Annotated in this window: 21 protein-coding genes; 11 read left to right on the forward strand and 10 right to left on the reverse strand. The window is 73.4% G+C overall.

Annotated elements, in window-relative coordinates:
* Positions 1-43: 43 nt before the first annotated feature.
* On the reverse strand, positions 44-802 hold the full coding sequence (locus DOO78_RS21015) for an SGNH/GDSL hydrolase family protein (RefSeq protein WP_128080109.1): 759 nt from the start codon (positions 800-802) through the stop codon (positions 44-46).
* Entirely contained in the window at positions 799-2,016 is a 1,218-nt protein-coding gene (locus DOO78_RS21020) for an OpgC family protein (protein ID WP_111471846.1), read from the reverse strand. The genes DOO78_RS21015 and DOO78_RS21020 overlap by 4 nt, the downstream gene beginning before the upstream one ends.
* Positions 2,017-2,135: 119 nt before the next feature.
* Here DOO78_RS21020 and DOO78_RS21025 point away from each other — a divergent pair, with 119 nt between their 5' ends.
* Entirely contained in the window at positions 2,136-2,879 is a 744-nt protein-coding gene (locus DOO78_RS21025) for an SGNH/GDSL hydrolase family protein (protein WP_111471847.1), read from the forward strand.
* Between the two features lie 59 nt (positions 2,880-2,938).
* Here DOO78_RS21025 and DOO78_RS21030 read toward each other — a convergent pair whose 3' ends face one another.
* The 3 genes from DOO78_RS21030 to DOO78_RS21040 form a co-directional block, all read right to left on the reverse strand.
* Positions 2,939-3,775: a hypothetical protein gene (locus DOO78_RS21030; protein ID WP_111471848.1), complete on the reverse strand. Its 837-nt coding sequence runs from the start codon at positions 3,773-3,775 to the stop codon at positions 2,939-2,941.
* Between the two features lie 183 nt (positions 3,776-3,958).
* The gene (locus tag DOO78_RS21035) at positions 3,959-5,158 is read right to left on the reverse strand and encodes an FAD-binding protein (RefSeq protein WP_111471849.1); all 1,200 of its coding nucleotides are present in this window, start codon (positions 5,156-5,158) and stop codon (positions 3,959-3,961) included.
* Positions 5,155-6,612, reverse strand: coding sequence for an FAD-linked oxidase C-terminal domain-containing protein (locus DOO78_RS21040; RefSeq protein ID WP_111471850.1), 1,458 nt, complete (start codon positions 6,610-6,612; stop codon positions 5,155-5,157). The genes DOO78_RS21035 and DOO78_RS21040 overlap by 4 nt, the downstream gene beginning before the upstream one ends.
* Positions 6,613-6,743: 131 nt before the next feature.
* Between DOO78_RS21040 and DOO78_RS21045 the strand changes: the two genes are divergently transcribed.
* Positions 6,744-7,109 carry a hypothetical protein gene (locus tag DOO78_RS21045; RefSeq protein ID WP_128080110.1) on the forward strand — a complete coding sequence of 122 codons (366 nt, stop codon included), beginning with the start codon at positions 6,744-6,746 and terminating at the stop codon, positions 7,107-7,109.
* Positions 7,110-7,287: 178 nt separating this feature from the next.
* Here the strand turns inward: DOO78_RS21045 and ykgO are convergent, their stop codons facing one another.
* Genes ykgO through DOO78_RS21060 form a run of 3 tightly spaced genes read right to left on the reverse strand, consistent with a single transcriptional unit; the run spans position 7,288 to position 9,680 of the window.
* On the reverse strand, positions 7,288-7,413 hold the full coding sequence (ykgO, locus tag DOO78_RS21050; protein WP_076960648.1) for a type B 50S ribosomal protein L36: 126 nt from the start codon (positions 7,411-7,413) through the stop codon (positions 7,288-7,290).
* A gap of 50 nt (positions 7,414-7,463) precedes the next feature.
* Positions 7,464-8,726 (reverse strand): 3-sulfinopropanoyl-CoA desulfinase, encoded by a 1,263-nt coding sequence (gene acdA / locus DOO78_RS21055; RefSeq protein ID WP_111471852.1) that lies wholly within the window; start codon positions 8,724-8,726, stop codon positions 7,464-7,466.
* 24 nt (positions 8,727-8,750) lie between these two features.
* A complete protein-coding gene (locus tag DOO78_RS21060) occupies positions 8,751-9,680 on the reverse strand; it encodes a hydrogen peroxide-inducible genes activator (RefSeq protein ID WP_111471853.1) in 930 nt (309 codons plus the stop codon).
* Positions 9,681-10,109: 429 nt separating this feature from the next.
* On the opposite strand from DOO78_RS21060, the gene DOO78_RS21065 reads away from it, so the two are divergent.
* From DOO78_RS21065 to DOO78_RS21080, 4 genes are all read left to right on the forward strand, one after another.
* A complete protein-coding gene (locus DOO78_RS21065) occupies positions 10,110-10,685 on the forward strand; it encodes a peroxiredoxin (protein ID WP_111471854.1) in 576 nt (191 codons plus the stop codon).
* Positions 10,686-10,840: 155 nt separating this feature from the next.
* Positions 10,841-11,371: a carboxymuconolactone decarboxylase family protein gene (locus tag DOO78_RS21070; protein WP_111471855.1), complete on the forward strand. Its 531-nt coding sequence runs from the start codon at positions 10,841-10,843 to the stop codon at positions 11,369-11,371.
* 86 nt (positions 11,372-11,457) lie between these two features.
* Positions 11,458-13,074, forward strand: coding sequence for an EAL domain-containing protein (locus DOO78_RS21075; RefSeq protein ID WP_111471856.1), 1,617 nt, complete (start codon positions 11,458-11,460; stop codon positions 13,072-13,074).
* A 104-nt stretch (positions 13,075-13,178) separates the two neighbouring features.
* Positions 13,179-14,048 carry an amidohydrolase family protein gene (locus tag DOO78_RS21080; protein ID WP_111471857.1) on the forward strand — a complete coding sequence of 290 codons (870 nt, stop codon included), beginning with the start codon at positions 13,179-13,181 and terminating at the stop codon, positions 14,046-14,048.
* Between the two features lie 9 nt (positions 14,049-14,057).
* Here DOO78_RS21080 and DOO78_RS21085 read toward each other — a convergent pair whose 3' ends face one another.
* Together DOO78_RS21085 and DOO78_RS21090 are read right to left on the reverse strand one after the other, a co-directional pair.
* Positions 14,058-15,020, reverse strand: a complete 963-nt coding sequence (locus DOO78_RS21085) for an MBL fold metallo-hydrolase (protein ID WP_111471858.1) — start codon at positions 15,018-15,020, stop codon at positions 14,058-14,060.
* A 50-nt stretch (positions 15,021-15,070) separates the two neighbouring features.
* The gene (locus DOO78_RS21090) at positions 15,071-16,048 is read right to left on the reverse strand and encodes a 2-hydroxyacid dehydrogenase (protein ID WP_111471859.1); all 978 of its coding nucleotides are present in this window, start codon (positions 16,046-16,048) and stop codon (positions 15,071-15,073) included.
* A gap of 143 nt (positions 16,049-16,191) precedes the next feature.
* Between DOO78_RS21090 and DOO78_RS21095 the strand changes: the two genes are divergently transcribed.
* The 5 genes from DOO78_RS21095 (at position 16,192) to DOO78_RS21115 (ending at position 23,902) form a co-directional block, all read left to right on the forward strand.
* Positions 16,192-16,983 carry an SDR family oxidoreductase gene (locus DOO78_RS21095; RefSeq protein ID WP_111471860.1) on the forward strand — a complete coding sequence of 264 codons (792 nt, stop codon included), beginning with the start codon at positions 16,192-16,194 and terminating at the stop codon, positions 16,981-16,983.
* 215 nt (positions 16,984-17,198) lie between these two features.
* The gene (locus DOO78_RS21100) at positions 17,199-18,488 is read left to right on the forward strand and encodes a hydantoinase/carbamoylase family amidase (protein WP_243634697.1); all 1,290 of its coding nucleotides are present in this window, start codon (positions 17,199-17,201) and stop codon (positions 18,486-18,488) included.
* The gene (locus tag DOO78_RS21105) at positions 18,485-20,593 is read left to right on the forward strand and encodes a hydantoinase/oxoprolinase family protein (protein ID WP_243634699.1); all 2,109 of its coding nucleotides are present in this window, start codon (positions 18,485-18,487) and stop codon (positions 20,591-20,593) included. The genes DOO78_RS21100 and DOO78_RS21105 overlap by 4 nt, the downstream gene beginning before the upstream one ends.
* 49 nt (positions 20,594-20,642) lie before the next feature.
* Positions 20,643-22,307, forward strand: coding sequence for a hydantoinase B/oxoprolinase family protein (locus DOO78_RS21110; protein ID WP_111471861.1), 1,665 nt, complete (start codon positions 20,643-20,645; stop codon positions 22,305-22,307).
* Between the two features lie 134 nt (positions 22,308-22,441).
* Complete coding sequence (locus DOO78_RS21115; RefSeq protein WP_111471862.1) at positions 22,442-23,902, forward strand: N-acyl-D-amino-acid deacylase family protein; 1,461 nt, start codon at positions 22,442-22,444, stop codon at positions 23,900-23,902.
* Positions 23,903-24,021 lie beyond the last annotated feature (119 nt).

Raw genomic sequence — 24,021 nt, forward strand, 5'->3', positions numbered from 1 at the left:
CCGGCGCCTGCCCCGGAGCAGATCCCGATCGGGTGGAGACGCTCTAATTCGCGGCGCCCTCGCGCGCCTCCGCCAGCCCGTCGCGCAGCAGCGCGGCCATGGCCGCGGCGAGGCAGGCGTTCAGCCGGTCGGTCGCGGCGACCCGCTGCGGCTTCGGCGCCCGCTCGACATCCACCTGCTCGGTCTCGACCCAGTGGCGCATCAGCTCCCAGCGCTGCAGCAGCGGCACCTGATGCGCCGCGGCGACCAGGCGCAGCGCCTCCAGATAGGGGTCGATATTGGCGTTGGCGCGCAGGAAGCGGGAGAATTGCGGATCGATCAGCACGGCATCGGTATCCGCCGCCTTCAGCGCCTCGAGCCGCTCGTTCAGCGTCTCGACCATGTCGTTGACCTCGGCGCCGCGGACCGCGCTGAAGGTGCCGGTCGCCCAGAGCACGAGCTGGGTCGGCGTCCGCGCCAGTTCCGTCGCCAGCAGGGCGCTCGCCTCGGTGGTGTTGATCCCGCGCTCGCCGCGGACCGCGACCTCGATCGCCGCCTTCGGCCAGCGCTCCCGCAGCAGCGCCTGCAGCCGTGCCGGCCAGGGCGCCTCCGGGCCGCTGGTGCCGGCCCCGAGCACCGAGACGCCGCCGATGACGAGGATGCGCAACGTGCCGGCCCGCAGCGCCCGCAGCGTCGCCGGCAGGGGCGCCCCGGCCTCCAGCAGCTCCGCCGGCTCGGTGCAGGCGGGGGGGGCCGCGCCGGCTGCCAGGCTCGGTGGCAGGGCGACCAGCAGCGCCATGGAGAGCAGCCGCGCGCATATCATTCCGCAGGAGTCGTAGAAGAGGGCGCCGCGCTGGGCAAGCCCGATGCGCGCGGCGCGGCCGCGCGCGCCGGCTCCGCCTGGTCACGCTGGCGATACCAGGCGGCGACCGCCCCCACCGCGACCAGGGCCAGCAACCCGCCGCCATTGACCAGCGCCTGCATCGGGACCCGGTCTGACTGCTCCAGCGCCAGCCGGCCGAGGAAGGAGAGGAAGATGCCGGTGCAGAAGACCGGCAGCCCGTGCTGGCCCATCAGCAGGAAGGGCGCGGCCGGGCCGCTGCGCAGCCAGGCCGCCTCGCGCGGCACCGCATGGCCGAGCAGATAGGCCAGCGCCAGGATGGAGACCAGCCGCGCCGGGTGCAGCGCGCTCTTGTCGATGGTGGTGAGCGTGAGGCCCACGTTCTCCGGCAGCAGGGCCAGCCATTCCGGCGCGGCATGGACGAGCAGCATGGCGCCGGCGCCGATCAGCAGGATGGCGGCGGAGGCGGCGACGAGGTCGCGCCGGAAGGGGATGGCCGGCGCCGGGCCGCGCTGGCCGTTCGGCAGCCGCGGCGCATGGCCGATGGCGGCGCCGGTGACGAAGAGGAGCTGCCAGGCGAAGGGGTTGAAGAACCAGCCGCCGTCGATCCAGTTCGGCAGGTTGAGGTCGAGCAGCCGCGCCGCGGCATAGAGCAGGGTCGAGAGGCCGAGCAGCAGCGCCGGCCGCCGCAGCAGCGGCAGGGCGGGGGCCAGCAACGCCAGCAGCGCGATGTAGAGCGGCAGGATGTCGAGGAAGGCGGGCTGGTAGCGCAGCAGCAGGGCCTGCAGCAGGGCGAGGTAGGGCTGCTCGCGGAACGGGTCGAGATGCAGCTCGTCCAGATAGGCGGGGCTGTCGAGCAGGGACGCGGAGTAGCCGACCTGGGCGGCGAAGACGACGAAGAGGAAGATGTGCGCGACGTAGAGCGTGCCGGCGCGCCGCAGCAGCGCCGCCGCGCCGTAGAGCCAGCCGCGCCGGTCGAGGGCGGCGCCGTAGGCGAGCCCCGCCGCATAGCCCGCGAGCAGCACGAAGGCCTCGGTCGCATCGCAGAAGGCGATGTTGCGGAGGGTGAGCTCGCCCAACAGGTTCCCGGGAATGTGGTCGATGAAGATGAACCACAGGGCCAGGCCGCGGAAGACATCCACCCGCAGGTCCCGGCCGGCCCCGGCGGTCCCGCCTCCCCGGATCAGGCCGCGCATCGACACCTCCGCCACCGCCGCGAAAGTTGCGGCCGGGGCGGTGCTTTGCAAGTCACGTTGCAGGCCGATACGCGACTCGGCCGCTGGCGCTGACTGCTCAATTTTGGCACATTGGGGGGATGCGCCGTTTCCTTGCCCTGCTGCCCCTCCTGTGCCTGCCCGGGCTCGCCCCGGCGCAGCCGGCGCCGGCCGAGTCCTGCCCCCCGAGCCCGACCCAGGTGGTCAGCCTGCCGGCCACGCGGGCCGCCCTGGCCCGCGGTGCCCCCGTCACCATCCTCGCCTTCGGCTCCTCCTCGACCGAGGGCTCGGGCGCCAGCGGGCCGGAGCAGACCTATCCCGCCCAGCTCGAGCGGCGGCTGCGCGCCGCCCTCCCCGGCGCCGCGATCAGCGTGCTGAACCGCGGCAAGGGCGGGCAGGAGGTGCACGAGATGCTGGCGCGGCTGGAGAGCGACGTGCTCGCGGCGCGGCCGACGCTGGTCATCTGGCAGGCCGGGGCGAATGCGGTGCTGCAGGGCATGCCGGCCGAGGAATTCCACAACAGCCTCTCCGAGGGCATCGCCCGGGTGCAGGCGACCGGCGCCGACGTGCTGCTGATGGATGTGCAGCGGGCGCCGCGCATCCTGCACACGACCGGCTTCGAGCGCCTCGATGCCGCGATCGTCGCGCTGGCGGCCGAGACGCATGCGCCGCTCTTCTCCCGCGCCGCCCTGATGCGGAGCTGGGAGGCCGAGGGCACGCCCTATGACGCGATGATCTCGCCCGACGGCCTGCATCACAACGATCGCGGCTATACCTGCGTGGCCGAGGCGCTGGCCCGCAGCCTTCTCGGCGCGGCCGGCCCGGCGGTGGTGGCGCGGCGCTGAGCGGCGCGACCGCCGCGATGGCGCCGCCGGGTCGGGGTGCCGCCTGGCAAGCGGCCGCCCTATTCGGCCGCCAGCGTGTCGGGCGGGATGACCAGGGCATGGTTCGGCCGCGGCAGCAGCGCCAGCCGTGAATCGAGGCGGCCCTGCACCATGTCGCGGAACAGGCCGCGGTTGAGCGGCCCGGTCTCCGGCACCCGGTCGAGGAAGCGCCGGAACACCGCGCGGTAATGCGCCGCCTGGCGGACGAAGCGCTCGTCCACATCCAGCCGCGCCATCTCGGCCGCGCTGGCTGGCAGCAGCCGCAGGATCGCCAGGGCGAGTTCCGGCCCCGCCGGCAAGGCCAGCTCCGTCCCCGCCTCGCCGGCGCCCCCGAGGGCGCCCGCCCCCTCCCCCTCGGCGCGGCGCCAGCCGAAGGCGAGGCGCCACATCGCGGCCATGACGGCGGCGAGCTCGCGGGCCGTCATGTCCCATTCGGCGACCAGGCGCTCTAGACGGGTCTCGGCCATGAGCGCCTGCAGCGTCTCCGCCTGGCCCCGGCCGGTGGCGAGCTGGCCGAGCAGCAGCCGGGTCTGCTCCTGCAGGATGGCGGTCTGCTCCCGCGCCTCGGCGAGCAGCGCCTGCAACGCCAGGGCGCGGCTGTCCCCGGCCTCGCCCTGGCGTTGCAGGGCGTCGCGCATCACCGCCAGCTCGGCCCGCTGGGTGAGCCAGATGAGCGCCAGCAGGCCGAGGCCGCCCGGCAGCACGAGGCCGATGGCGAGCGCCACCCAGCCCGCCGGACCGAGCGCGATCAGCCCCTCCGGCCCGGCCTCCGCCCAGAGCAGCAGGGCCCCGGCGAGCGGCACCAGGAGGGCGAGGAGGAGGAGGAAGAGGCCGATGGCGCGTGCGAGCAGGCGCAAGGCAGTCAGCCTCCTTCGATATCACGCTGGAATGGTGCGGATGACCATCAGACTATCGGATCGAAGGTAGATACGCACCACTCGAATGCGCGCAGGAGGCGATGATCGGGGCAGTGTGGCCGCCGGGCCGCGGTGTGTCGCCTGCCCCGGCCCCAGCCCCGGCCCCTGCCCCGGTCCCGGCGGTCAGGCCCCGGCGCGCATCCGGCCCGGGTTGAGGATGCCCTTCGGGTCCAGCACCGCCTTCACCCGCCGCCCGATCGCGGCCAGCGCCGGCGGCTCCTCCGGCAGCACCGCGACGGCCGCGCGCAGCGGCTCGGGCGCCCGGAACAGGGTGAAGGTGCCGCCCGCCGCCGCGGCCGCGGCGACCACCCGGGCATGCTGGTCCGGCGTCGCCGGCCCGGCCAGCCAGACCAGCCCGCCGCCCCAGTCGAGCAGCGCCTTGTCGAGGCCGGCCGCCGCCGCCACCCCGGGCCCGGCGGAGGGCTTCACCGAGACCCGCCAGACCGCCTCCCCGGGCGCGGCGCCGAGCGGCTCCGCCTCCCGCACCGCCCGCCAGGCCGCCAGGCTCGCCTCCTCGGCCAGCAGCGCCACCGTGCCGAAGCCGGCCAGATCCTCGCGCAGCCGGCCCAGCCGGTAGGCGACGGACTCGGCGAAATCCTCGATCCGCAGCAGGGCCAGCGGCCCGGGCAGGCCGGCGAGCCCGCCCGCTGGCCCGGCCTGCGGCAGCAGCGCCGCGCCGGAGACGCCGAAGGGGCTGCCGAGCCCGGCCGAGAGGGCCCGCACCCCGGTGGCGAGGTCGGCCACCTGCACCGCCAGCGAGCCGGAGGAGGCCGGCGCCGGCAGCACCTTCAGCGTCACCTCGGTGAGGACGCCGAGCGTGCCATGCGCGCCGGTCAGCAGCTTGCAGAGATCGAGGCCGGTGACGTTCTTCAGCACCCGCCCGCCGCTGCGGAACACCGCGCCGGTGCCGGTGACGGCGCGGATGCCCATGACATGGTCGCGCATGGCGCCGCCGGCGATGCGGCGCGGGCCGGAGAGGTTGGTCGCCACCAGCCCGCCGATCGTCGGGGCGCGGTCGGTGCCGAAGAAGGCCGAGAGCGTCGGCGGCTCGGCGATCAGGTGCTGCCCCTTCTCCGCCAGCGCCGCCTCGATCTCGGCGAGCGGCGTGCCGGCGAGGGCCGAGACGATCAGCTCCTGCGGCCGGTAGAGGGTGATGCCGGAGAGGCCGCGGGTGCTGAGCGTGCGCGCCGCCTGCACCGGCCGCAGCAGGTCGCGCTTGCTGCCGTTCCCCTCGATGGCCAGCGGCTCGGCGGCGGCATGCGCCGCGGCGATGGCCGCGGCCAGCGCCGCCTCGTCCCGCGGCGCGAGAGACGCCTCGCTCATGCCGCGTGTTGCAGGGCGGGGTTGTCCTCCAGCGGGAAGACCTTGGCCGGGTTGAGCAGCCAGCCGGGATCGAAGGCACCCTTGACGGCGCGCTGCAGGGCGAGCTCGGCCGGGGTGAACTGCACCCCCATCAGGTCGCGCTTCTCGACGCCGACGCCATGCTCGCCGGTCAGGCAGCCGCCGACCTCGACGCAGAGCTTCAGGATGTCGGCGCCGAAGGCCTCGGCCTTGTGGAAGCTCGCCGGGTCGTTGGCGTCGAACATGATGAGCGGATGCAGGTTGCCGTCGCCGGCATGGAAGACGTTCGCCACCTGCAGCCCGTATGCCGCGCTCATCTCGCCGATGCGCTTCAGCACATGCGGCAGCTCGCCGGTCGGGATGGTGCCGTCCATGCAGAGATAGTCGGGGCTGATGCGGCCGACCGCGCCGAAGGCGCCCTTGCGGCCCTTCCAGATCGCCAGGCTCTCCTCGGCGCTCTGCGCCACCTTCAGGCTGATCGGGTCGAAGCGGCCGCAGATCTCCTTCAGTTGGCCGAGCAGCCTGTCCTGCTCCTCGGTGCTGCCCTCGACCTCGATGATCAGCATCGCCTCGGCCTCCAGCGGGTAGCCGGCATGCGCGAAGGCCTCGCAGGCATGGATGCAGGGCTTGTCCATGAACTCGAGCGCCACCGGGATGATGCCCGAGGCGATGATGGCATCGACCGCGGCGCCGGCGATCTCGGTGCCCTTGAAGGCGGCGAGCATGGCGCGCTGGCCCTCGGCGGCGCGCAGGATGCGCACCGTCACCTCGGTGACGATGGCGAGCTGCCCCTCGGAGCCGGTGAGCAGGCCGAGCCAGTCATAGCCGGCGGCATCGAGATGCTGGCCGCCGACCTCGAGGATCTCGCCCTCGATGGTGACGAGCCTGAGGCCGAGCAGGTTGTTGGCGGTGACGCCATATTTCAGGCAATGCGCGCCGCCCGAGTTCATGTTGACGTTGCCGCCGATCATGCAGGCGAGCTGGGAGGAGGGGTCGGGGGCGTAGAAGAAGCCGTCGCCGGCGACATGGTTGGTGATGCCGAGATTGGTGACGCCGGCCTCCACCACCGCCAGGCGGTTCTCGTAATCCACCTCCAGGATGCGGTTCATGCGCATCAGCCCGATCACCACCGCATCGGCGAGCGGCAGCGCCCCGCCGGAGAGGCTGGTGCCGGCGCCGCGCGGGACCACCCGGATGCCGTTCGCATGGCAGTAGCGCAGCACGGCGGCGACCTGCTCGGTGGTCTCCGGCAGCACCACCGCGAGCGGCGGCTGGCGATAGGCCGAGAGCCCGTCGGTCTCATAGGGCTTGAGGCGCAGCGCCTCGCCGATCACCCCCTCGCCGAGCGGGCCGCCCGGGACGAGGGCGCGGAGGGCGGCAACGATCTCGTCACGGCGGGCCAGCACCGCCGGCTTCGGGTCGGGCAGCCTGATCACGTCCGGCTCTCCTGCTCACGCATCCTGAGCCGCGGAAAATGGGCCCGGCGGCCGCGCCGGGCAAGCGGCACGCTTGCCGCTGCCGGGCGGCGCGGGCAGTTTCCCGGCCCAACGATCCTCTGGAGATGCGCGTGCCCCGTTTTCCCTCCTGGCTTCTCGTCGCCGCCCTGGCGCTCGGCCTCGGCCTCGCCGCGCCGGCCTCCGCCCAGATCCGCGAGGGCACCTATGCGGTCGAGGGCACCAACCCGGACGGCAGCACCTATGACGGGCAGCTCCTGCTGCGCGCCGGCCCGGCCGGGAGCTGGCTGGCCAATTGGCGGGTGGGGCGCGAGCAGATCATCGGCCTCGGCCTGATCAATGGCGGGGTGCTCGCCATCTCCTTCGTCATCGACGGGCGGCCGGGCGTCTCGGTCTTCGAGGTCGATGCGGATGGCAAGCTGCGCGGGCACTGGACCACGGGCGGCGGCCTCGGGACCGAGTTGCTGACGCCGCAATGATGCCGGGCGCGGGACGGCGCCCCCGTCCCGCCCCTCGCAGATCGGGCGCGTGGCCTCCCCTGCGGGCGCCACACGGCAGAAAACCCGCCGCGGCCGGGCCGCAGGCGGGTTGTTCAGGCAGCACCGCGAAGCGGCCCCATGCCGCCGGCCCTGCGGCCGGCCAGGACGGGGCGGCCCCTCAGCCCTGGCGGGCCTTGAGGCGCGGGTTCTTCTTGTTGAGCACGTAGAGGCGGCCACGGCGGCGCACCACCACGCAGTTCTTGTCGCGCGTCTTCGCGGATTTGAGGCTGTTGCGGATCTTCATCTCGGCGGACCTTTTCGAGCGGGCGCGTTTAGGGAAAGGGGGCCGGCCTGTCAACCGGGAGCGGCGGCCGGCGCCTGGGCAGGCCCCTGGGCAGGTCCCTGGGCATGCCCCTGGGCAGGCCCGGTCTCGCGGGCCTGCGGCAGCTTGCGGCCGAGGATGCCCTCCGCCACCTGGGTGCGCAGCACCTGCGCCGTGCCGCCGGCGATGGCGAACATGCGGGCGTCGCGGACATGCCGCTCCAGCGGGTTGTCGCGGCTATAGCCCTCGGCGCCCCAGATCTGCAGCGCCTGGTTGGTGACGGCGATGGCGGTGTCGGCGGCCAGCACCTTGGCCTGGGCGGCCGCCAGCCGGTCCGGGAAGCCCGGCACGCCGTCGCCAGGCCCGGCGCTGCGGGCGGCGCGCCAGACCAGGGCGCGCGCCGCCTCGAGCTGGATGGACATGTCGGCCAGCATCCAGCCGATGCCCTGGAACTCGCCGATCGCCCGGCCGAATTGCCGCCGCGTCCCGGCCCGGGCGAGCGCCGTCTCATAGGCCCCGGCGGCGATGCCGAGGGCGACCGCCGCGGCGCCGACGCGCTGGCCGTTATAGGCCTGCATCAGCCGGCCGAAGCCGCGGGCCAGGCCGCCCGGCGGGCGCAGCACCATGGCGTCCGGCACCTCGAGGCCGCGCAGGTGGATCTCCGCCTCCGGCATGCCGCGCAGCCCCATCGAGGGGATGCGGCGATGGATGACGAGGCCGGGCGGGTCCCCCTCCCCGTTCCGCACCGCGAGGAAGCCGGCGATGCCGCGCTCCTCCCCGGCCTCGAAGGCGCGGGCGAAGATCAGGTGCAGGCGGGAGACGCCGCCGCCGGTGATCCAGTGCTTGACGCCGTCGATCACCCAGACGTCGCCCTGCCGCACCGCCCGCGTCGTCATCTCGGTGGCGGCCGAGCCGGCCTCGGGCTCGGTGATGCAGATCGCCGGCTTGTCGCCGGCCAGCACCAGCCCGGCGGCGAGGCGCTTCTGCGCCTCGGTGCCATAGGCCATGACGGCGCCGATCGCGCCCATATTGGCCTCGACCGCGATGCGGCCGCAGACGGCGCAGGCCTTGGCGAATTCCTCGATGACCAGGACGGCCTCGAAGCAGGAGAGGCCCGGCCCGCCATGGGCGCGCGGGATGGTCATGCCGAGGAAGCCGGCCTCGGTCATGCGGCGCACCATCGGCCAGGGATAGGCCTCGGTCCGGTCGGTCGCCGCCGCCTGCGCCGCGGCCTCGCGCGCCAGCGCCCGCGCCCGGTCGCGCAGCGCCGCCTCAGCCGGTGTCAGACCGTCCATGGCCGCTCCCCCTTTCGCCCCGGGTTACCCGCCATGCACCGCCGCGGCAATGGCCTGGGCGAGATCGCGGAATTCGCCGGCCCGCGGGCTGCGCGGCCGCCAGGCGAGCGCCAGGCTGCGGCCGGGCGCCGGCGAGGCCGGGTCCTGGCCCAGCACCGGCCGCACCTCCACCGCCGCGCCGGCCAGCACCCCGCCCGCCACCGCCAGCCGCGGCACCAGCGTCACCCCGAGGCCGCTCGCCACCATCTGCACCAGCGTGTGCAGCGAGGTGGCGGCGAAGCCTTCCTCGGCGGGGATGGCGGCGCGCGGCAGGCCGCAGGCATCGAGCGCATGCTCGCGCAGGCAATGCCCATCCTCCAGCAGCAGCAGCCGCTCCGCCGCCAGCGCCGCGATCGGCACCGCGTCCAGCGCCGCCAGCCGGTGGCCGGCGGGCAGCGCCGCCAGGAAAGGATCGGGCGCGAAGGCCAGGGTCTCCGCCTCGCCGCAGGTGCAGGGCAATGCCAGCAGCAGCAGGTCGAGCCGCCCCACGGCGAGCTGCGCCAGCAACCGCTCGGTCTGGTCCTCGCGCAGCCAGAGCCGGAGCCGCGGAAAGGCCTGGCGCAGCGTCGGCATCAGCCGCGGCAGCAGGAAGGGGCCGATGGTCGGGATGACGCCGAGGCGAAGCGAGCCGGAGAGCGGGTCGCGCGCCGCGGTCGCGGTTTCCGCCACGGCCTCCAGCGCCGCCATGGCCTGGCGCGCCCGCTCGACCACCTCGAGGCCGAGCGGGGTGAAGATCGGCCGCTTGGTGGCGCCGCGCTCGAGCAGCGTCGCGTCGAGCTGCCGCTCGAGCGCGATGATGCCGGCGGACAGGGTGGACTGGGTCACCGCGCAGGCGGCGGCGGCACGGCCGAAATGACCATGGTCGGCGAGCGCCAGCAGGTAGCGGAGCTGCTGTGGTGTCGGCAGCGATATCATCGGCTCGCCCGATCGCGACCGCAGCCGGGAGGCGGGCAGGAATGGCCGGACGGCGCGGCCGGGGGGCAGCCGCCTCGCCGGTCGTGCCGCAGGCGAATCCATGGAGCGGGATGGCCATCGCGCGCCGCCACGCCGCGGGCGGCCGATGGAGTCGCGGCCCGGCCGGGCCCTGCCCGGCGCGGGCGGGGCGGCGAGGCGGCAGGCCCGGCGGGCGGGCGACATGGCGGGCGAATGGGCAAGGCATCCATGGTTCAAAGGCGTCCAGCCAGGCGGCGCGGGGCGGAGGGGCCGCTGCGCATCATCGATCCAGTCGATCGGTTTTCGCAAAACTATTCATTGGCCTGAAACGGCACCGGCGCCAATATTTGGTGCAGCGCAGCATGGCAGCAACCATGCAGGGCGCCGAATTCAACCGCTAGGGATGTCCGCATGCTGACCGTTGGCGACAAGTTCCCCTCCTTCGCCCTCGACGCCGTGAAGGGAGGCCCCGAGGGGCTGGGCGGCCCCGGCAAGTCCTTCACCCGCGTCACCTCCGAGACCGATGCCGGCAAGTGGAAGGTCGTCTTCTTCTGGCCGAAGGACTTCACCTTCATCTGCCCGACCGAGATCGCCGCCTTCGGCAAGCTCGCCGGCGAGTTCGCCGACCGTGACGCGGTGGTCTACGGCGTCTCGACCGACAGCGAGTTCGTGCACCTGAACTGGCGCGTCCACAACGACGACATCCGCGACCTGCCGATCCCGATGCTGGCCGACATCAAGCGCGAGCTGTCCGCGGCGCTGGGCATCCTCGACAAGGAGGCCGGCGTCGCGCTGCGCGCCACCTTCATCGTCGATCCGGACGGCACCATCCAGTGGGCGGCGGTGAACGGCCTCAATGTCGGCCGCAACCCGCAGGAGGTGCTGCGGGTGCTCGACGCGCTGCAGACCGACGAGCTCTGCCCCTGCAACTGGGAGAAGGGCAAGGAGGTCCTCAAGCCGCAGGACCTGTTCGAGAAGGCGGCCTGACGCCGCCCATCGCGTGACGGGGGGACGGAGGCGTCCCCCCGCCCTCTCCTCCCGGCCCCGGGCCGGGAGGAGGGTGGGCCGAGCGGATGGGCCGCCCCCCGGGGCGCCGCGTCCGCTCCGCCCACCCACAATCAGAGCCCGTCGAGGAGCCCGCCATGTCGCTGGAAGCCCTGCGCAACGCCCTGCCCGACTATGCCAAGGACCAGAAGCTGAATCTCGGCAGCCTGGCCACCGAGCCGGTGCTGACCGAGCAGCAGCGCGCCGGCACCTTCATCGCCTCCGCCCTTGCCTCCCGCAACCCGACCGTGATCAGGGAGATCGTGGACGAGTTCGGCCCGAAGCTCAGCCCGGAGGCGCTGACCGCCGCCAAGGCCGCGGCCAGCATCATGGGCATGAACAACGTCTATTACCGTTTCACCCATCTGGTGCAGGGCGACTACGCCCAGATGCCGGCCAAGCTGCGGATGAACGTCATGGCCCGCCCCGGCGTCGACAAGACGGATTTCGAGCTCTGGTCGCTCGCCGTCTCGGCCATCAACGGCTGCGGCATGTGCATGGAGAGCCATGAGAAGGTCGTGCTGCAGCATGGGCTGAGCAAGGAGCAGGTGCAGGCCGCGGTGCGCATCGCCTCGGTGGTGCATGCGACGGCCGCGACCCTCGACGGCGAGGCGGCGCTCGCCGCCTGAGCGGGCCGCCGCCGGCCTGTCTTCATCGCTCCTTCACCCGGCCCCGCCATGATCGCCGTCCATCGGGTCGATCAGGCAGTGGGCGAATGGATCAGCAACCGAAATCGCGGCAGGTGACGGACCGCGACCGCTTCCTGACCTTCGCCCTGGCCGCGGCCGAGATCCTGGTGGAGACGACGCCGGACGGCCGCATCCTCTTCGCGGCCGGCGCCCTCAACAGCCGCCTCGGCCGGCCGGCCGAGGACTGGCTGGGCCGCCAAGCGCGGGACCTGCTCGCCCTGCCGGACCGGCCGGGCTTCGACCTCGCCTTCGCCCGCCTCCTCGCCCGCGACCGCCTGCCGCCCACCCGCTTCCGCCTGGCCAACGGCGCGGGCACGCCGGTCTCCTGCGCCGGGCTGCGGCTGCTCGGCCGGGATGCCAGCCGGCTCTGCCTCACCCTCGGCGCCATGCCGGCCGAGCGCCCCGCCGACCTCCCCGCCCCCGCGGGCCCCGCCGGCCTCTGGCAGGCCGCCGAGCAGACCGCGCGGGACGGCGGCGACGGGTGCATGCTCGGCCTGATCGAGCTGCGCGAGGCCGACCGGCCGCTCATCCCCTCGCCCGACGCCGCCGCCCGCATCCGCGAGACCATCGCCGGCACGCTCGGCTCCGAGGATCTGGCGAGCGAGCTCACGCCCGGGCGCTACGGCCTGATCGCCCGGGGCGGCTCGGATATCGGGGCGCTCGGCGAGGCCATCGCCGCCGCCGCCGGCAACGGCGCCACCGCCGCCACCCGCGGCCTGGCGCTGGAGGCGGAGGGGCTGACGCCGCTGCAGCGCTCCCGCGCCCTCCGCCACGCCCTCGCCTGCTTCTCCCGCGAGGGGCTGGAGCGGCTGGATGGGGAGGGCTTCGCGGAGGGGCTGTCCGGCTTCGTGGCGCAGGTCTATGCGCGGGCGGCCCGGCTGCGCCAGGCCATCGCCGATCGTCGCTTCCAGCTCGCCTTCCAGCCGATCGTCGCCCTGGCCGATCGCCAGCCGCATCACTGGGAGGCGCTGCTGCGGCCGGACCCGGAAACCCGCGCCGCCATCGGCGGGGTGCAGGATTTCGTCACCTTCGCCGAGACGGCGGGCCTGTCGGAGGAGCTGGACTGGGCCGTGCTCGCCGCGGTCTGCGCCGCCGCCCGCCGCGTCCGCGGTGCCCGCATCGCCGCCAACCTCTCCGGCCTGACCTTGCAGAGCCCGGGCTTCCGCGACCGGCTGCTGACCCTGCTCGATGCCGAGCCGCTGCTGTCGCACCGCCTGCTCATCGAGATCACCGAAACCGCCGAGATCGAGAACGAGGCCGAGGCGGTGCGCACGGTCGAGGCGCTGCGGCAGCGCGGCCTGCTGCTCTGCATCGACGATCTCGGCGCCGGCGCCGCCGCCTTCCGCTACCTGCGCGCCTTCCGGGTCGATTACGTGAAGATCGACGGGCTCTACGTCACCGCCGCCACGCATAGCGAGCAGGACCGCAGCGTCATCGCCGGCATGGCGGAGCTGGCCCGGTCGCTCGGGGCGCGGGTGGTGGCGGAGCGGATCGAGACTGAGGAGGAGGCCTCGCTCATGCGCGCGCTCGGCGTGGAGTATGGCCAGGGCTGGCTGTTCGGGCGGCCCGGCCCCCTGCCTGGCCCCCTGCCCGGCGGCGGCCAGGCTGCCGCCCCCGTCGGGCCGAACGCCCTGGCGTCGTAGCGCCGGCCCCCAGCTGGGATTTGGCGCCCTGGCCGGGATTTGACGCCCTGGCCGGGCGCAACGATCATGCTCGGCGCGCGGCGCCGCCGCCAGGGAGGACCGGCATGCGCGAGCGGAGTTGCCAGCCCCCGGACCCCGCGCCGCGCCGGCCGCGCTTCCGCCCGCCGCCCGGCGCCTGCGACGCGCATTGCCACGTCTTCGGCCCGGCCGACCGCTACCCCTATGCGCCGGACCGCGCCTATACCCCGCCCGATGCGCCGGTCGAGGCGCTGCGCCGGCTGCACGCCATCCTCGGCCTCGAGCGCGCGGTGATCGTGCAGGCGAGCTGCCACGGCACCGACAACACGGCGATGCTGGAGGCGATCGCCGGCTCCGGCGGCGCCTATCGCGGCGTCGCCATCCTCGATGCCGGCGTCACCGAGGCCGAGCTCGACCGGCTGCAGGCCGGGGGCATCCGCGGCGTGCGCTTCAACTTCGTGCGCCATCTCGGCGGCGCCCCCGACCTCGCCGTCTTCGACGCGGTGCTGGAGCGGATCGAGCGCCTCGGCTGGCATGTGGTGCTGCATCTCGATGCCGAGGACATCCTGGACCATGCCGGCCGCATCGCCCGGCTGCGCGTGCCCTTCGTCATCGACCATATGGGCCGGGTGAAGGCGCGCGGCGGGCTCGGCCAGGCGCCCTTCCGCGCCCTGCTCGAGCTGCTGCGCAACCCGCTCGCCTGGGTGAAGGTCTGCGGCGCCGAGCGCGTCTCCTCCGCCGGCCGGCCCTTCGCCGATGCCGTGCCCTTCGCCGCGGCGCTGATCGAGGCGGCGCCCGAGCGGGTGCTCTGGGGCACCGATTGGCCGCATCCGAACATCGCCGGCGACATGCCGAACGACGGCGACCTCGTCGATCTCTTCGCGCAATTCACCGCCGATGCCGGGCTGCGGCGGCAGGTGCTGGTGGAGAACCCGGCCCGGCTCTACTGGCGCTGAGGTGCCGCCTCAGCTCCATTCCGCGCGCAGGAAGCGGTAGCCCTCGCCCGCCCGCGCGACATGGCCGGTCGCCGGGAAGGGGAAATGGTAGCCGATGACGCGGATGCGGTCGGTCGCCGCCATGTCGAGCACCCGCCGGCGCGTCGCCTCCGCCGCCGCGGCGTCGAATTCGAAGGTCGAATGCAGGCCGGGGCGGCGCAGGAACAGCTCCGGCCGGTGGCTGGTATCGGCCAGCAGCAGCAGTTGCTCGCCGCCATCGGCGATGCGGAAGATGCAATGCCCGGGCGTGTGGCCGAAGGCGGCGATGGACTCGATGCCCGGCGCCACCGCCTCGCCGGGGGCGAATTGCCGCAGCCGCGCCCGGTAGGGCGCGAAGCGGCGGGCGACATTGGCGAAGTTCACCCGCTGCCCCTCCGGGCTGCGGGTCTCGTTCGCCGGGTCGCTCCACCAGGCCCATTCCGGCTCGGCGACCGCCACCTCGGCATTGGGGAAGGTGGCGGTGCCGTCGCGCGCGGTCAGGCCATGGATGTGGTCCTGGTGGCAATGGGTGACGACGACGAGCCCGACCTTCTCCGGCTCGAGCCCCGCCGCCGCCATGTTGCGCGCCAGCAGCCCGGCGGTCGGCGCCATCTGGCCGCCGGTGCCGGCATCGAAGGCGACCAGCATCCGGCCGGTCTCGACGAAGGTGACGGTATAGGGGCCGTCATAGGTCGCGGTCGGCAGGAAGCTCTCGGCCAGCACCGCCTGCACCTCGGGCAGCGGGGCGTTGCGCACCAGCCCCTCCGTGCTGCGGCGGGCGAAGCCATCGAACACCGTGGTCACGGTGAAGCCGCCGAGCCGGAAGCGGTACCAGCCCGGCGCCTGGGCCAGCGCGGCGGGCGTCGCCGCAGCCGCCCGCCTTGCCAGGGGCGGCAGGGCGAGGCCCGGCGCCGCCAGCGGAATGAAGGACAGGGAGCGGCGTCCGGTCGGCAAGGCGGCCTCCGTGGATCGGTCTGCCGGGGAAGATGCGCCGCCGCCGCGGGTCACGCCACCCGGTGCGGCGGGGCGGCTCCCTTCAGCAGCACGGCATCGAGATTCTCCAACGCGCGATTCCCCATCGCGTCGCGCGTCTCGATCGTCGCGCTGCCGAGATGCGGCAGCAGCACAACGTTCTGCAAGGGCAGGTAGCCCGGGTTCACCTTCGGCTCGCCATCGTACACGTCGAGGCCGGCGGCGCGGATATGGCCGGACTTCAGGGCCGCGATCAGCGCCGCGTCGTCGAGCGAGCCGCCGCGGCCGGTGTTGATGACGATCGCCCCTTTCTTCATCTTCGCCAGCCGCTCGGCATTCAGCCAGTGCCGCGTCCCCGCGCCGCCTGGGACGTGCATCGAGATCATGTCGATGGTCGAGAGGAAGCTGTCCTCGTTGTCGTGGTAGATGGCGCCCTGCTCGAGCTCCGGCGGCAGGCGCTGCATGTCGCGGTAGTGGATCTCCATGCGGAAGCCGCGCGCCATGTTGGCCAGCTCCCGCCCGATCCGGCCGAAGCCGAGGATGCCGAGCTTCTTGTGCTCGAGCGTCACGCCCATGAGCTGCGTCGGCGCCCAGCCCTGCCACTGGCCGCTGCGCACCAGCGCCTCGCCCTCCACCGCGCGGCGGGCGGCCATCAGCAGCAGGGTGAAGGCGCATTCGGCGGTGGCGAAGGAGAGCACCTCGGGCGTGTTCACCACCACGATGCCGCGCGCCTTGGCCGCCTCGATATCGATATGGTCGAAGCCGACGCTGAAGGTGGCGATGACCTTCACGCTGTCCGGCAGCGCCTTGATGCAGGCGGCGTTGAACTGGTCGCCGGCGGCGCCGAGGATGCCGTCGGCCTTCGCCGCGGTCGCGCGCCGGGCGATCTCGGCGCCGTCGGTGGACCAGGGCTCGTCCTGCGGGTTGAGGCGGGCGTCGTAGTCGCGCGAGGCGCGCGCCTCGATGGCGTCCGGCAGCTTGCGGGTGACGAGCAGGATCGGCTTGGGCATGGCGGGCATCTCCTCGGGTCTCGCGGTTTACCAGCGGCGGCGCGTCTTGCCATCCCGGCGCGGCCGGCCCGGCGGGCGGCCCGCTTGCCAGGGGCCGGCCCCGGGGGCACCGTCCCGGCCGGAATCGAAGGGGAGCGAGGCGCATGGATCTCGGGTTGCAGGGCCGGCGCGCCCTGGTCATGGGCGGCACCAAGGGTCTTGGTCGGTCGATCGCCGATGCGCTGGCCGGCGAGGGCGCGGCGCTCGTCATCAGCGGCCGCGACCAGGGGCGGCTGGACCAGGCGGCGGCCGAGCTGAAGGCGGCCGGCGCCGCCTCCGCCGCTGGCGTCGTCGCCGATGTCGCGCGCAGCGCCGACATGGACAAGCTGGCCGATGCGGCGCTGGCCGCCCTGGGCGGGGTCGATATCCTGGTGCTGAACCATGGCGGGCCGCCGCCCTGCACCGCCTCGCAGATCACCGAGGAGGCGCTGCTGGAGTGGTTCCAGCACATCGTCGTCTCGCCCATCCGCATCGCCAACCGCCTCATCCCGGCGATGCGCGAGCGCGGCTGGGGCCGGGTGATCGTGGTCGGCAGCACCGGCATGCAGCACCCGATCCCGACGCTGGCGCTTTCCAACACGCTGCGCGCCTCGATCTGGGGCTGGCTGAAGACCCTCTCGGGCGAGGTGGCGAAGGACGGGGTGACGATGAACATCCTCGCCCCCGGCACCATCCAGACCGACCGGGTGACCCAGACGACGACGGTGCGCGCCAAGCAGAAGGGCGTCTCCTTCGAGGCGGCGCTGGCCGAGGCGGCGGCCGAGATCCCGGCCGGGCGGCTCGGCACCCCGGCGGATTACGGGCCGATGGGCGCCTTCCTCGCCAGCGAGAAGGGCGCCTACATCACCGGCAGCATGATCCGCGTCGATGGCGGCCGCGTCCGCGGCATGGTGTGATTGTTCCCCACGAAGCCGCTGCGCGGCTTCGTGGGTCCCCCAGGGAGCCACCTGCCGGCCAAGGGGCGCCACAGCCTGCCGTGGCGAAGCCATGGCGGGGCACCGGGCGGAGGCGCCGCCGGCGCCTCGGGGCCTCGATGTGCCAACGTCAATGCATGCCGGTATAGGGACGGCGCGGCACAGCATGTGCTAGTCGGGCTGCCGACGGGGGCTTGATGCGCTCCCGCAAGGAGTTCTGGATGCTGCCCAACCTCACCCCCGATGTCGCGCTCGCCGAACGGCTCTTTGCCACCCTGCGCGAGCGGAGCTTCGACGGCACCGGCATCACCCGCGAGGCCTTCGGGCCGGGCGAGCGCATGGCGCATGCGCTGATGGCCGAGACCGGCGCGGCGCTCGGCCTCGAGCAACGGGTCGATCCGGTGGGCAATCTCTACCTCACCCTGCCCGGCGCCGACCGCGCGGCGAAGCGGGTGCTGCTCGGCAGCCATCTCGACAGTGTCGTATCCGGCGGCAATTACGACGGCGCGGCCGGCGTGCTGGCCGGGCTTGCGGCGCTCGCCGGCATGCGCCGCGCCGGCTATGTCCCGGCCCGCGACATCACGGTGATGGCGATCCGCGCCGAGGAGGCGGGCGCCTGGTTCCCCACCTCCTATCCCGGCAGCCGCGGCGCCCTGGGCGCCATGACGCCCGAGGAGTTGCAGGTGCGACGGCTGGATACCGGCCGGACGCTGGCCGAGCACATGCGCGAGGAGGGGTTCGACCCGGATTTCGTCGCCCGCGGCGAGCGGGGAATCGACCCGGCGGGCATCGCCGCCTTCCTCGAGGTGCATATCGAGCAGGGGCCGGTGCTGGAGGCCGAGGGCGTCCCGGTCGGCATCGTCACCGGCATCCCCGGCAGCCGCCGCCTGCGCGCGGCGCGGGTGATCGGCGAATGGAACCACTCCGGCGCCACGCCGCGGAAATACCGCAAGGACGCCGCCATCGCCCTCGCCGACCTCGCCGTCGCGCTGGACGAGGCCTGGTGCCGACTGGATGCGCTCGGCCAGGCCATGGTCTGCACCTTCTGCGTGCTGGCGACGCCGCCCGAGGCGGGCTTCACCAAGATCCCCGGCGAGGCCGTGTTCCAGCTCGACGTGCGCAGCGTCAACCTGCACGCCTGCGACGCGCTCTTCGAGGTGCTGTACGACAAGGTGGCGGAGATCGAGGCGCGCCGCGGCGTACGCTTCGAGCTCGGCGCCGAGACCGGCAGCCGCGCCAGCCCGATGGATGCGGGCGTGCAGGCGGCGCTGCGGCAGGCCGCCGCGGCGCTCGGCATCTCCTGCCACGTCATGGCTTCGGGCGGCGGGCACGACGCCGCGGCCTTCGCCCAGGCCGGCATCCCGACCGGGATGCTCTTCGTGCGCAACCAGAATGGCAGCCACAATCCGAAGGAAGGGATGCGGATGGAGGATTTCGCGCAGGCCTCGGCCATCGCGCAGCGTTTCGCCGCGGAGTACGCGGCGTGACGGGGAGCCTGGCGGAGCCGGCCAAGGGGGCGCGGCTCGCCGTCGATATCGGCGGCACCTTCACCGACCTCGCCGTGGAATGCGGCGCCGAGCGCTGGACCGCCAAGGTGCTGACCACGCCCGCCGCCCCCGAGCAGGGCGTGCTGGAGGGCGTGCGGGTGGTGCTGGAGCGGGCCGGGCTGGCGCCCTCCGACATCGCCCTCGTCATCCATGGCACGACGCTCGCCACCAATGCCGTCATCGAGCGCAAGGGCGCGCGCACGGCGCTGCTGACGACCGAGGGGTTCCGCGACGTCCTCGCCCTCGGCAACGAGAGCCGCTACGACCAGTACGACCTGAACATCGAGCTGCCGCAGCCCCTGGTGCCGCGCCGCTGGCGCCTGCCGGTGCCGGAGCGGCTGGACAACACCGGCCGCGTGCTGCTGCCGCTCGACGAGGCGGCGGTGGCGCAGCAGGTCGCCTTCATGCGCGCCGAGGGGATCGAGGCGGTCGCCATCGGCTTCTTGCATGCCTTCGTCAACCCGGCGCATGAGCGCCAGGCCGCCGCCATCATCCGCGACCTCTGGCCGGAGGCGCCGCTCTCCCTCTCCTCCGAGGTCTCGCCGGAGATGCGGGAATGGGAGCGCTTCTCCACCACCGTCGCCAATGCCTATGTGCAGCCGCTGATGGCGCGCTACCTGAAGCGGCTGGAGGCCGGGCTGCGCGAGGGCGGGCTCGCCTGCCCGATCTTCATGATGCTCTCGGGCGGCGGCCTCACCACCCTCGACACCGCGGCGCGCTTCCCGATCCGCCTCGTCGAGAGCGGGCCGGCGGGCGGCGCCATCTTCTCGGCGCATGTGGCGCGCGAGCGCGGGCTCGACCGCGTGCTCTCCTTCGACATGGGCGGCACCACGGCCAAGGTCTGCCTGATCGACGACTTCCAGCCGCAGGCCAGCCGGACCTTCGAGGTGGCCCGCGTCGGCCGCTTCAAGAAGGGCTCCGGCCTGCCGCTGCGCATCCCGGTGATCGAGATGGTGGAGATCGGCGCCGGCGGCGGCTCCATCGCCGCGGTCGACAGCATGGGCCGCATCACCGTCGGGCCGGAGAGCGCGGGCGCCGATCCCGGCCCGGCCTGCTACGGCCGTGGCGGCGCCAGGCCGGCGGTGACGGATGCCAACCTGGCGCTCGGCCGCTACGACCCGGAGGCCTTCGCCGGCGGCTCGCTGCGGCTGCATCCGGGGCCGGCGCTCGATGCGCTCGCCGCCGAGGTGGGCGGACGGCTCGGCCTGGCGCCGGAGATGGCGGCGCTCGGCGTGGTCGAGATGGTGGACGAGAACATGGCGAACGCCGCCCGCGTCCACGCCATCGAGAGCGGCAAGGGCTTCGAGGGCCGCGCCATCATCGCCTTCGGCGGCGGCGGCCCGGTGCATGGCTATCGCGTCGCCGAGAAGATCGGCGTGAAGCGGCTGCTGGTGCCGAGCGGCGCCGGCGTCGGCTCGGCCATCGGCTTCCTGCGCGCGCCGGTCGCCTATGAGGTGGTGCGCAGCCTCTACCAGCGCTTCGCCAGCTTCGACCGGGAGGCGGTGAACGCGCTGCTCGCCGGCATGGCGGCGGAGGCCGAGGCGGTGGTCGCGCAGGGCGCCTTCGGGGCGCCGACCGTCGAGGGCCGCATCGCCTATATGCGCTATGTCGGCCAGGGGCATGAGATTGCCGTGCCGCTGCCGGCGCGGGACCTGGAGGCAGCGGATGTCGAGGCGATCCGCGCCCTCTACGACAAGGAATATGCCCGCTTCTACGACCGGCCGGTGCCGGGCAGCGATGTCGAGATCCTGAGCTTCGCGGTGACGGTGGCGACCCGGGTCGCGGCGGTCGAGCCGGCGGCGCCGGCGGCCGAATCCCCTGCCCCGCCGCCGATCCGCCACCAGGCGGTGCGCGACACGGTGAGCGGCGAGGTCGCCGCCTGGCCGGTCTATGACCGCGCCGCCATGGCGCCGGGCGCCACGCTGGCGGGTCCCTGCATCATCGCCGAGGCGGAGACCAGCACGCTGGTCGGGCCGGGCTGGGTCTGCCGCATGGACAGCCTGTTCTATCTCGACCTCGAGGACCGGCGCGGGAGGGCGGCATGACCCGCCCCCTGCCGCGCCGGAGCGGCCCCGCGACCACAGGAGGCATCGCATGAGCGAGGCACTCGCCAAGATCCAGCGCCAGATCCAGTGGAACCGCCTGATCGCGGTGGTCGAGGAACAGGCGCAGACCATGATCCGCACCGCCTTCAGCACCACGGTGCGCGAGGCGGGCGACCTCTCGGCCGGCATCTTCGACCTGCAGGGCCGGATGCTGGCCCAGGCCGTCACCGGCACGCCGGGCCATGTCAACTCCATGATGGAGAGCGTGGGCCACTTCCTGGCGAAATTCCCGGCGGAGACGATGCAGCCGGGCGACCACTACATCACCAACGATCCCTGGCTCGGCACCGGGCACCTGCACGACCTCACCGTCGTCACCCCCGCCTTCCGCAAGGGCAGGATCGTCGGCCTCTTCGCCAACACCGCGCATATCATCGATATCGGCGGCCTCGGCATGGGGCCGGAGGGGCGGAGCGTCTTCGAGGAAGGGCTCTACATCCCGATCGTCAAATGCTTCGACCGCGGCGCGCCGAACGAGACCTTCTTCGACTTCCTCCGCGCCGGCAGCCGCACCCCGGTCGAGCTGGAGGGCGACGTCTACAGCCTCTGCGCCTGCAACGATGCCGGGGCGCGGCGGCTGGTCGAGATGCTCGACGAGTTCGACATGGACAGCCTCGACCCGCTGGCGGAGTTCATCTTCGACAGCTCGCTGGCCGCGACGCTCGAGGAGATCCGCAAGCTGCCGCAGGGCACCTACCGCGCCGAGATCCGCTCCGACGGCTATGAGGCGCCGGTGACGCTGCAGGCGGCGATGACGGTCGAGGAGGCGCGGATCGTGGTCGATTATGCCGGCACCTCCGGCCTCTCGACCCGCGGCATCAACGTCCCCCCCGCCTATTGCCGCGCCTATGCCTGCTTCGGCATCAAATGCGTGGTCGCGCCCGAGATCCCGAACAATTGGGCGAGCCTCAGCCCCTTCCAGATGCAGATCCCGGAGGGCTGCATCCTGAACGCGCCGCGGCCCTATCCGGTCTCGGTGCGGCATGTCGTCGGCCAGCTCCTGCCCGACCTGATGATGGGCTGCCTGCACCAGGCGGTGCCGGGGCGGGTGAATGCCGAGGGGTCCTCGGCGCTGTGGAACCCGCCGCTGCGCGGCGGCGCCCAGGTCTCCGGCCAGGCGGCGGAGGTCGAGGATTTCGAGATCATCACCTTCAACTCCGGCGGCACCGGCGCCCGCCCGGGCAAGGATGGGCTGGACGGCATCGCCTTCCCCTCCGGCGTGCGCACCATGCCGGTGGAGGCGACGGAGAATGTCGCGCCGGTGATCTTCTGGCGGAAGGAGCTGCGGCCGGATTCCGCCGGCGCCGGCCGCACCCGCGGCGGCTTCGGCCAGGTGATGGAGATCGGCGCCAAGGGCGATGCCGAGTTCGCCGTGAACGCCATCTTCGACCGCGTCGCCAACCCGCCGAAGGGGCGCGAGGGCGGCGGCGAGGGGGCCGCGGGCTGGGTCGGGCTGAACGACGACAACGGCACGCCGCTGCGCACCAAGGGCTTCCAGGTGATCCCGAAGGGGCGGCGGCTGCTGCTGAAGTTGCCGGGCGGCGGCGGCATGGGCGATCCGGCATCGCGCGACCCGGCGCTGGTGAAGCGCGACGTGGCGGATGGGCTGATCTCGAAGCAGGCGGCGCGCGAGCTCTACGGCGTCGAGGTCTGATATCGAGCGCGCCCGCCGCATCATCGAGGAGGGCAAGCTGCGCCAGGCGGAGTAGCGCCGCGCCCTGGACGGCACGGGGTGGCAGGGGCAAGGTGCGGGCCTCGCCACTGCACTCTCCCTGACCGGAGCCGACCATGGCCCTGCGCTGCGACCTCATCATCCGCGACGCCACCCTCCTCGACGGCACCGGCGGCCCGCGCCGGGTCGGCGATCTCGGCGTCACCGGCGACCGCATCGTAGGCGTCGGCGATCTCGGCGGCGCCAGCGCCGACCGCGAGGTGATCGCCACCGGCAAGGCCCTCGCCCCGGGCTTCATCGACGCCCATACCCATGACGACCGCGCCGTGCTCTCCGGCTGCGAATGCCTGCGCTGCAAATCCTCGCAGGGCGTCACCACCGTCGTCGTCGGCAATTGCGGCGTCAGCCTGGCGCCGCTGGAGAGCCGCAAGGGCAAGCGGCCGCCGCCGCCGCTCGACCTCGTCGGCGACAGCGGCGTCTCCTTCGCCAGCTTCGGCGACTATGCCGAGGCGGTGCGGAAGACGCCGGCGGCGGTGAACACCTACGCCATCATCGGCCACCAGACCCTGCGCTACCGCGTCATGGGCGACGACCTCTACCGCCCGGCGACGGACCGCGAGATCGCCGAGATGCGCCGCCTCGTCGCCGAGGCGCTGGCCGAGGGCGCCTCGGGCTTCTCCACCGGCCTCTGGTACAAGCCGAACATGCATGCGCCGACCGAGGAGGTGATCGCGGTCGCCGAGCCGCTGCGCGCCGCGGGGGGGATGTACTTCACCCATATGCGGGACGAGGCGGACCGCGTCTGCGCCTCCATCGAGGAGACGCTGAAGATCGGCAAGCGCGTCGGCGTGCCGGTCTGGATCAGCCACCACAAATGCTCGATGCCGGAGAATTACGGCCGCAGCGTTCAGACCCTGGCGCTGATCGAGGCCGCCGCCTCCATGCAGGAGGTGGCCTTCGACATGTACCCCTATCCGGCCGGCTCCACCGTGCTGATGCCGGACCGGCTGCGCGAGGATGTGCGGGTCATCGTCACCTGGTCGGTGCCCTTCCCGGAGATGGCGGGCAAAGACCTGGCCGAGGTGGCGCGCGGCTGGAACACCGACATCCGCAGCGCCGCCGAGCGGCTGCTGCCGGCCGGCGCCATCACCTTCCAGATGGACGAGGAGGATGTGCGGCGGATCATGCGGCATCCGCTCTCGGTCATCGGCTCGGACGGCATCCCGCACGACGCGCATCCGCATCCGCGGCTCTGGGGCACCTTCCCGCGCGTGCTCGGCCTCTATTCCCGCCAGCTCGGCCTGCTGAGCCTGGAGGAGGCGGTGCACAAGATGACCGGCCGCACCGCCCAGCTCTTCGGCATGGTGGATCGTGGCGTGCTGCGCCCGGGCGCCTATGCCGACCTGGTGCTGTTCGATCCGCACAAGGTGCTCGACCGCGCCACCTTCGAGGCGCCGAAGCAGGAGAGCGACGGCATCGAGGAGGTCTGGACCAACGGCGTGCCGGTCTTCCGCGCCGGCCAGGGCCTGACCGGCGAGGCGCCGGGCCGCCTCATCCGGCGCAACCGCGATCATTGATCCTCACGATTTTTCCCCACGATGTCGCTGCGCGCCATCGCGGGGGCCCCGTGATTCGCCTCGGGCCCAAGGCGCGTCACAGCCTGCCGCGGCGAAGCCGCGGCAGGGCAACGGGAGGC

It is taken from the genome of Roseicella frigidaeris, from assembly GCF_003258945.1.
GTDB classification, from domain to species: Bacteria; Pseudomonadota; Alphaproteobacteria; order Acetobacterales; family Acetobacteraceae; genus Paracraurococcus; species Paracraurococcus frigidaeris.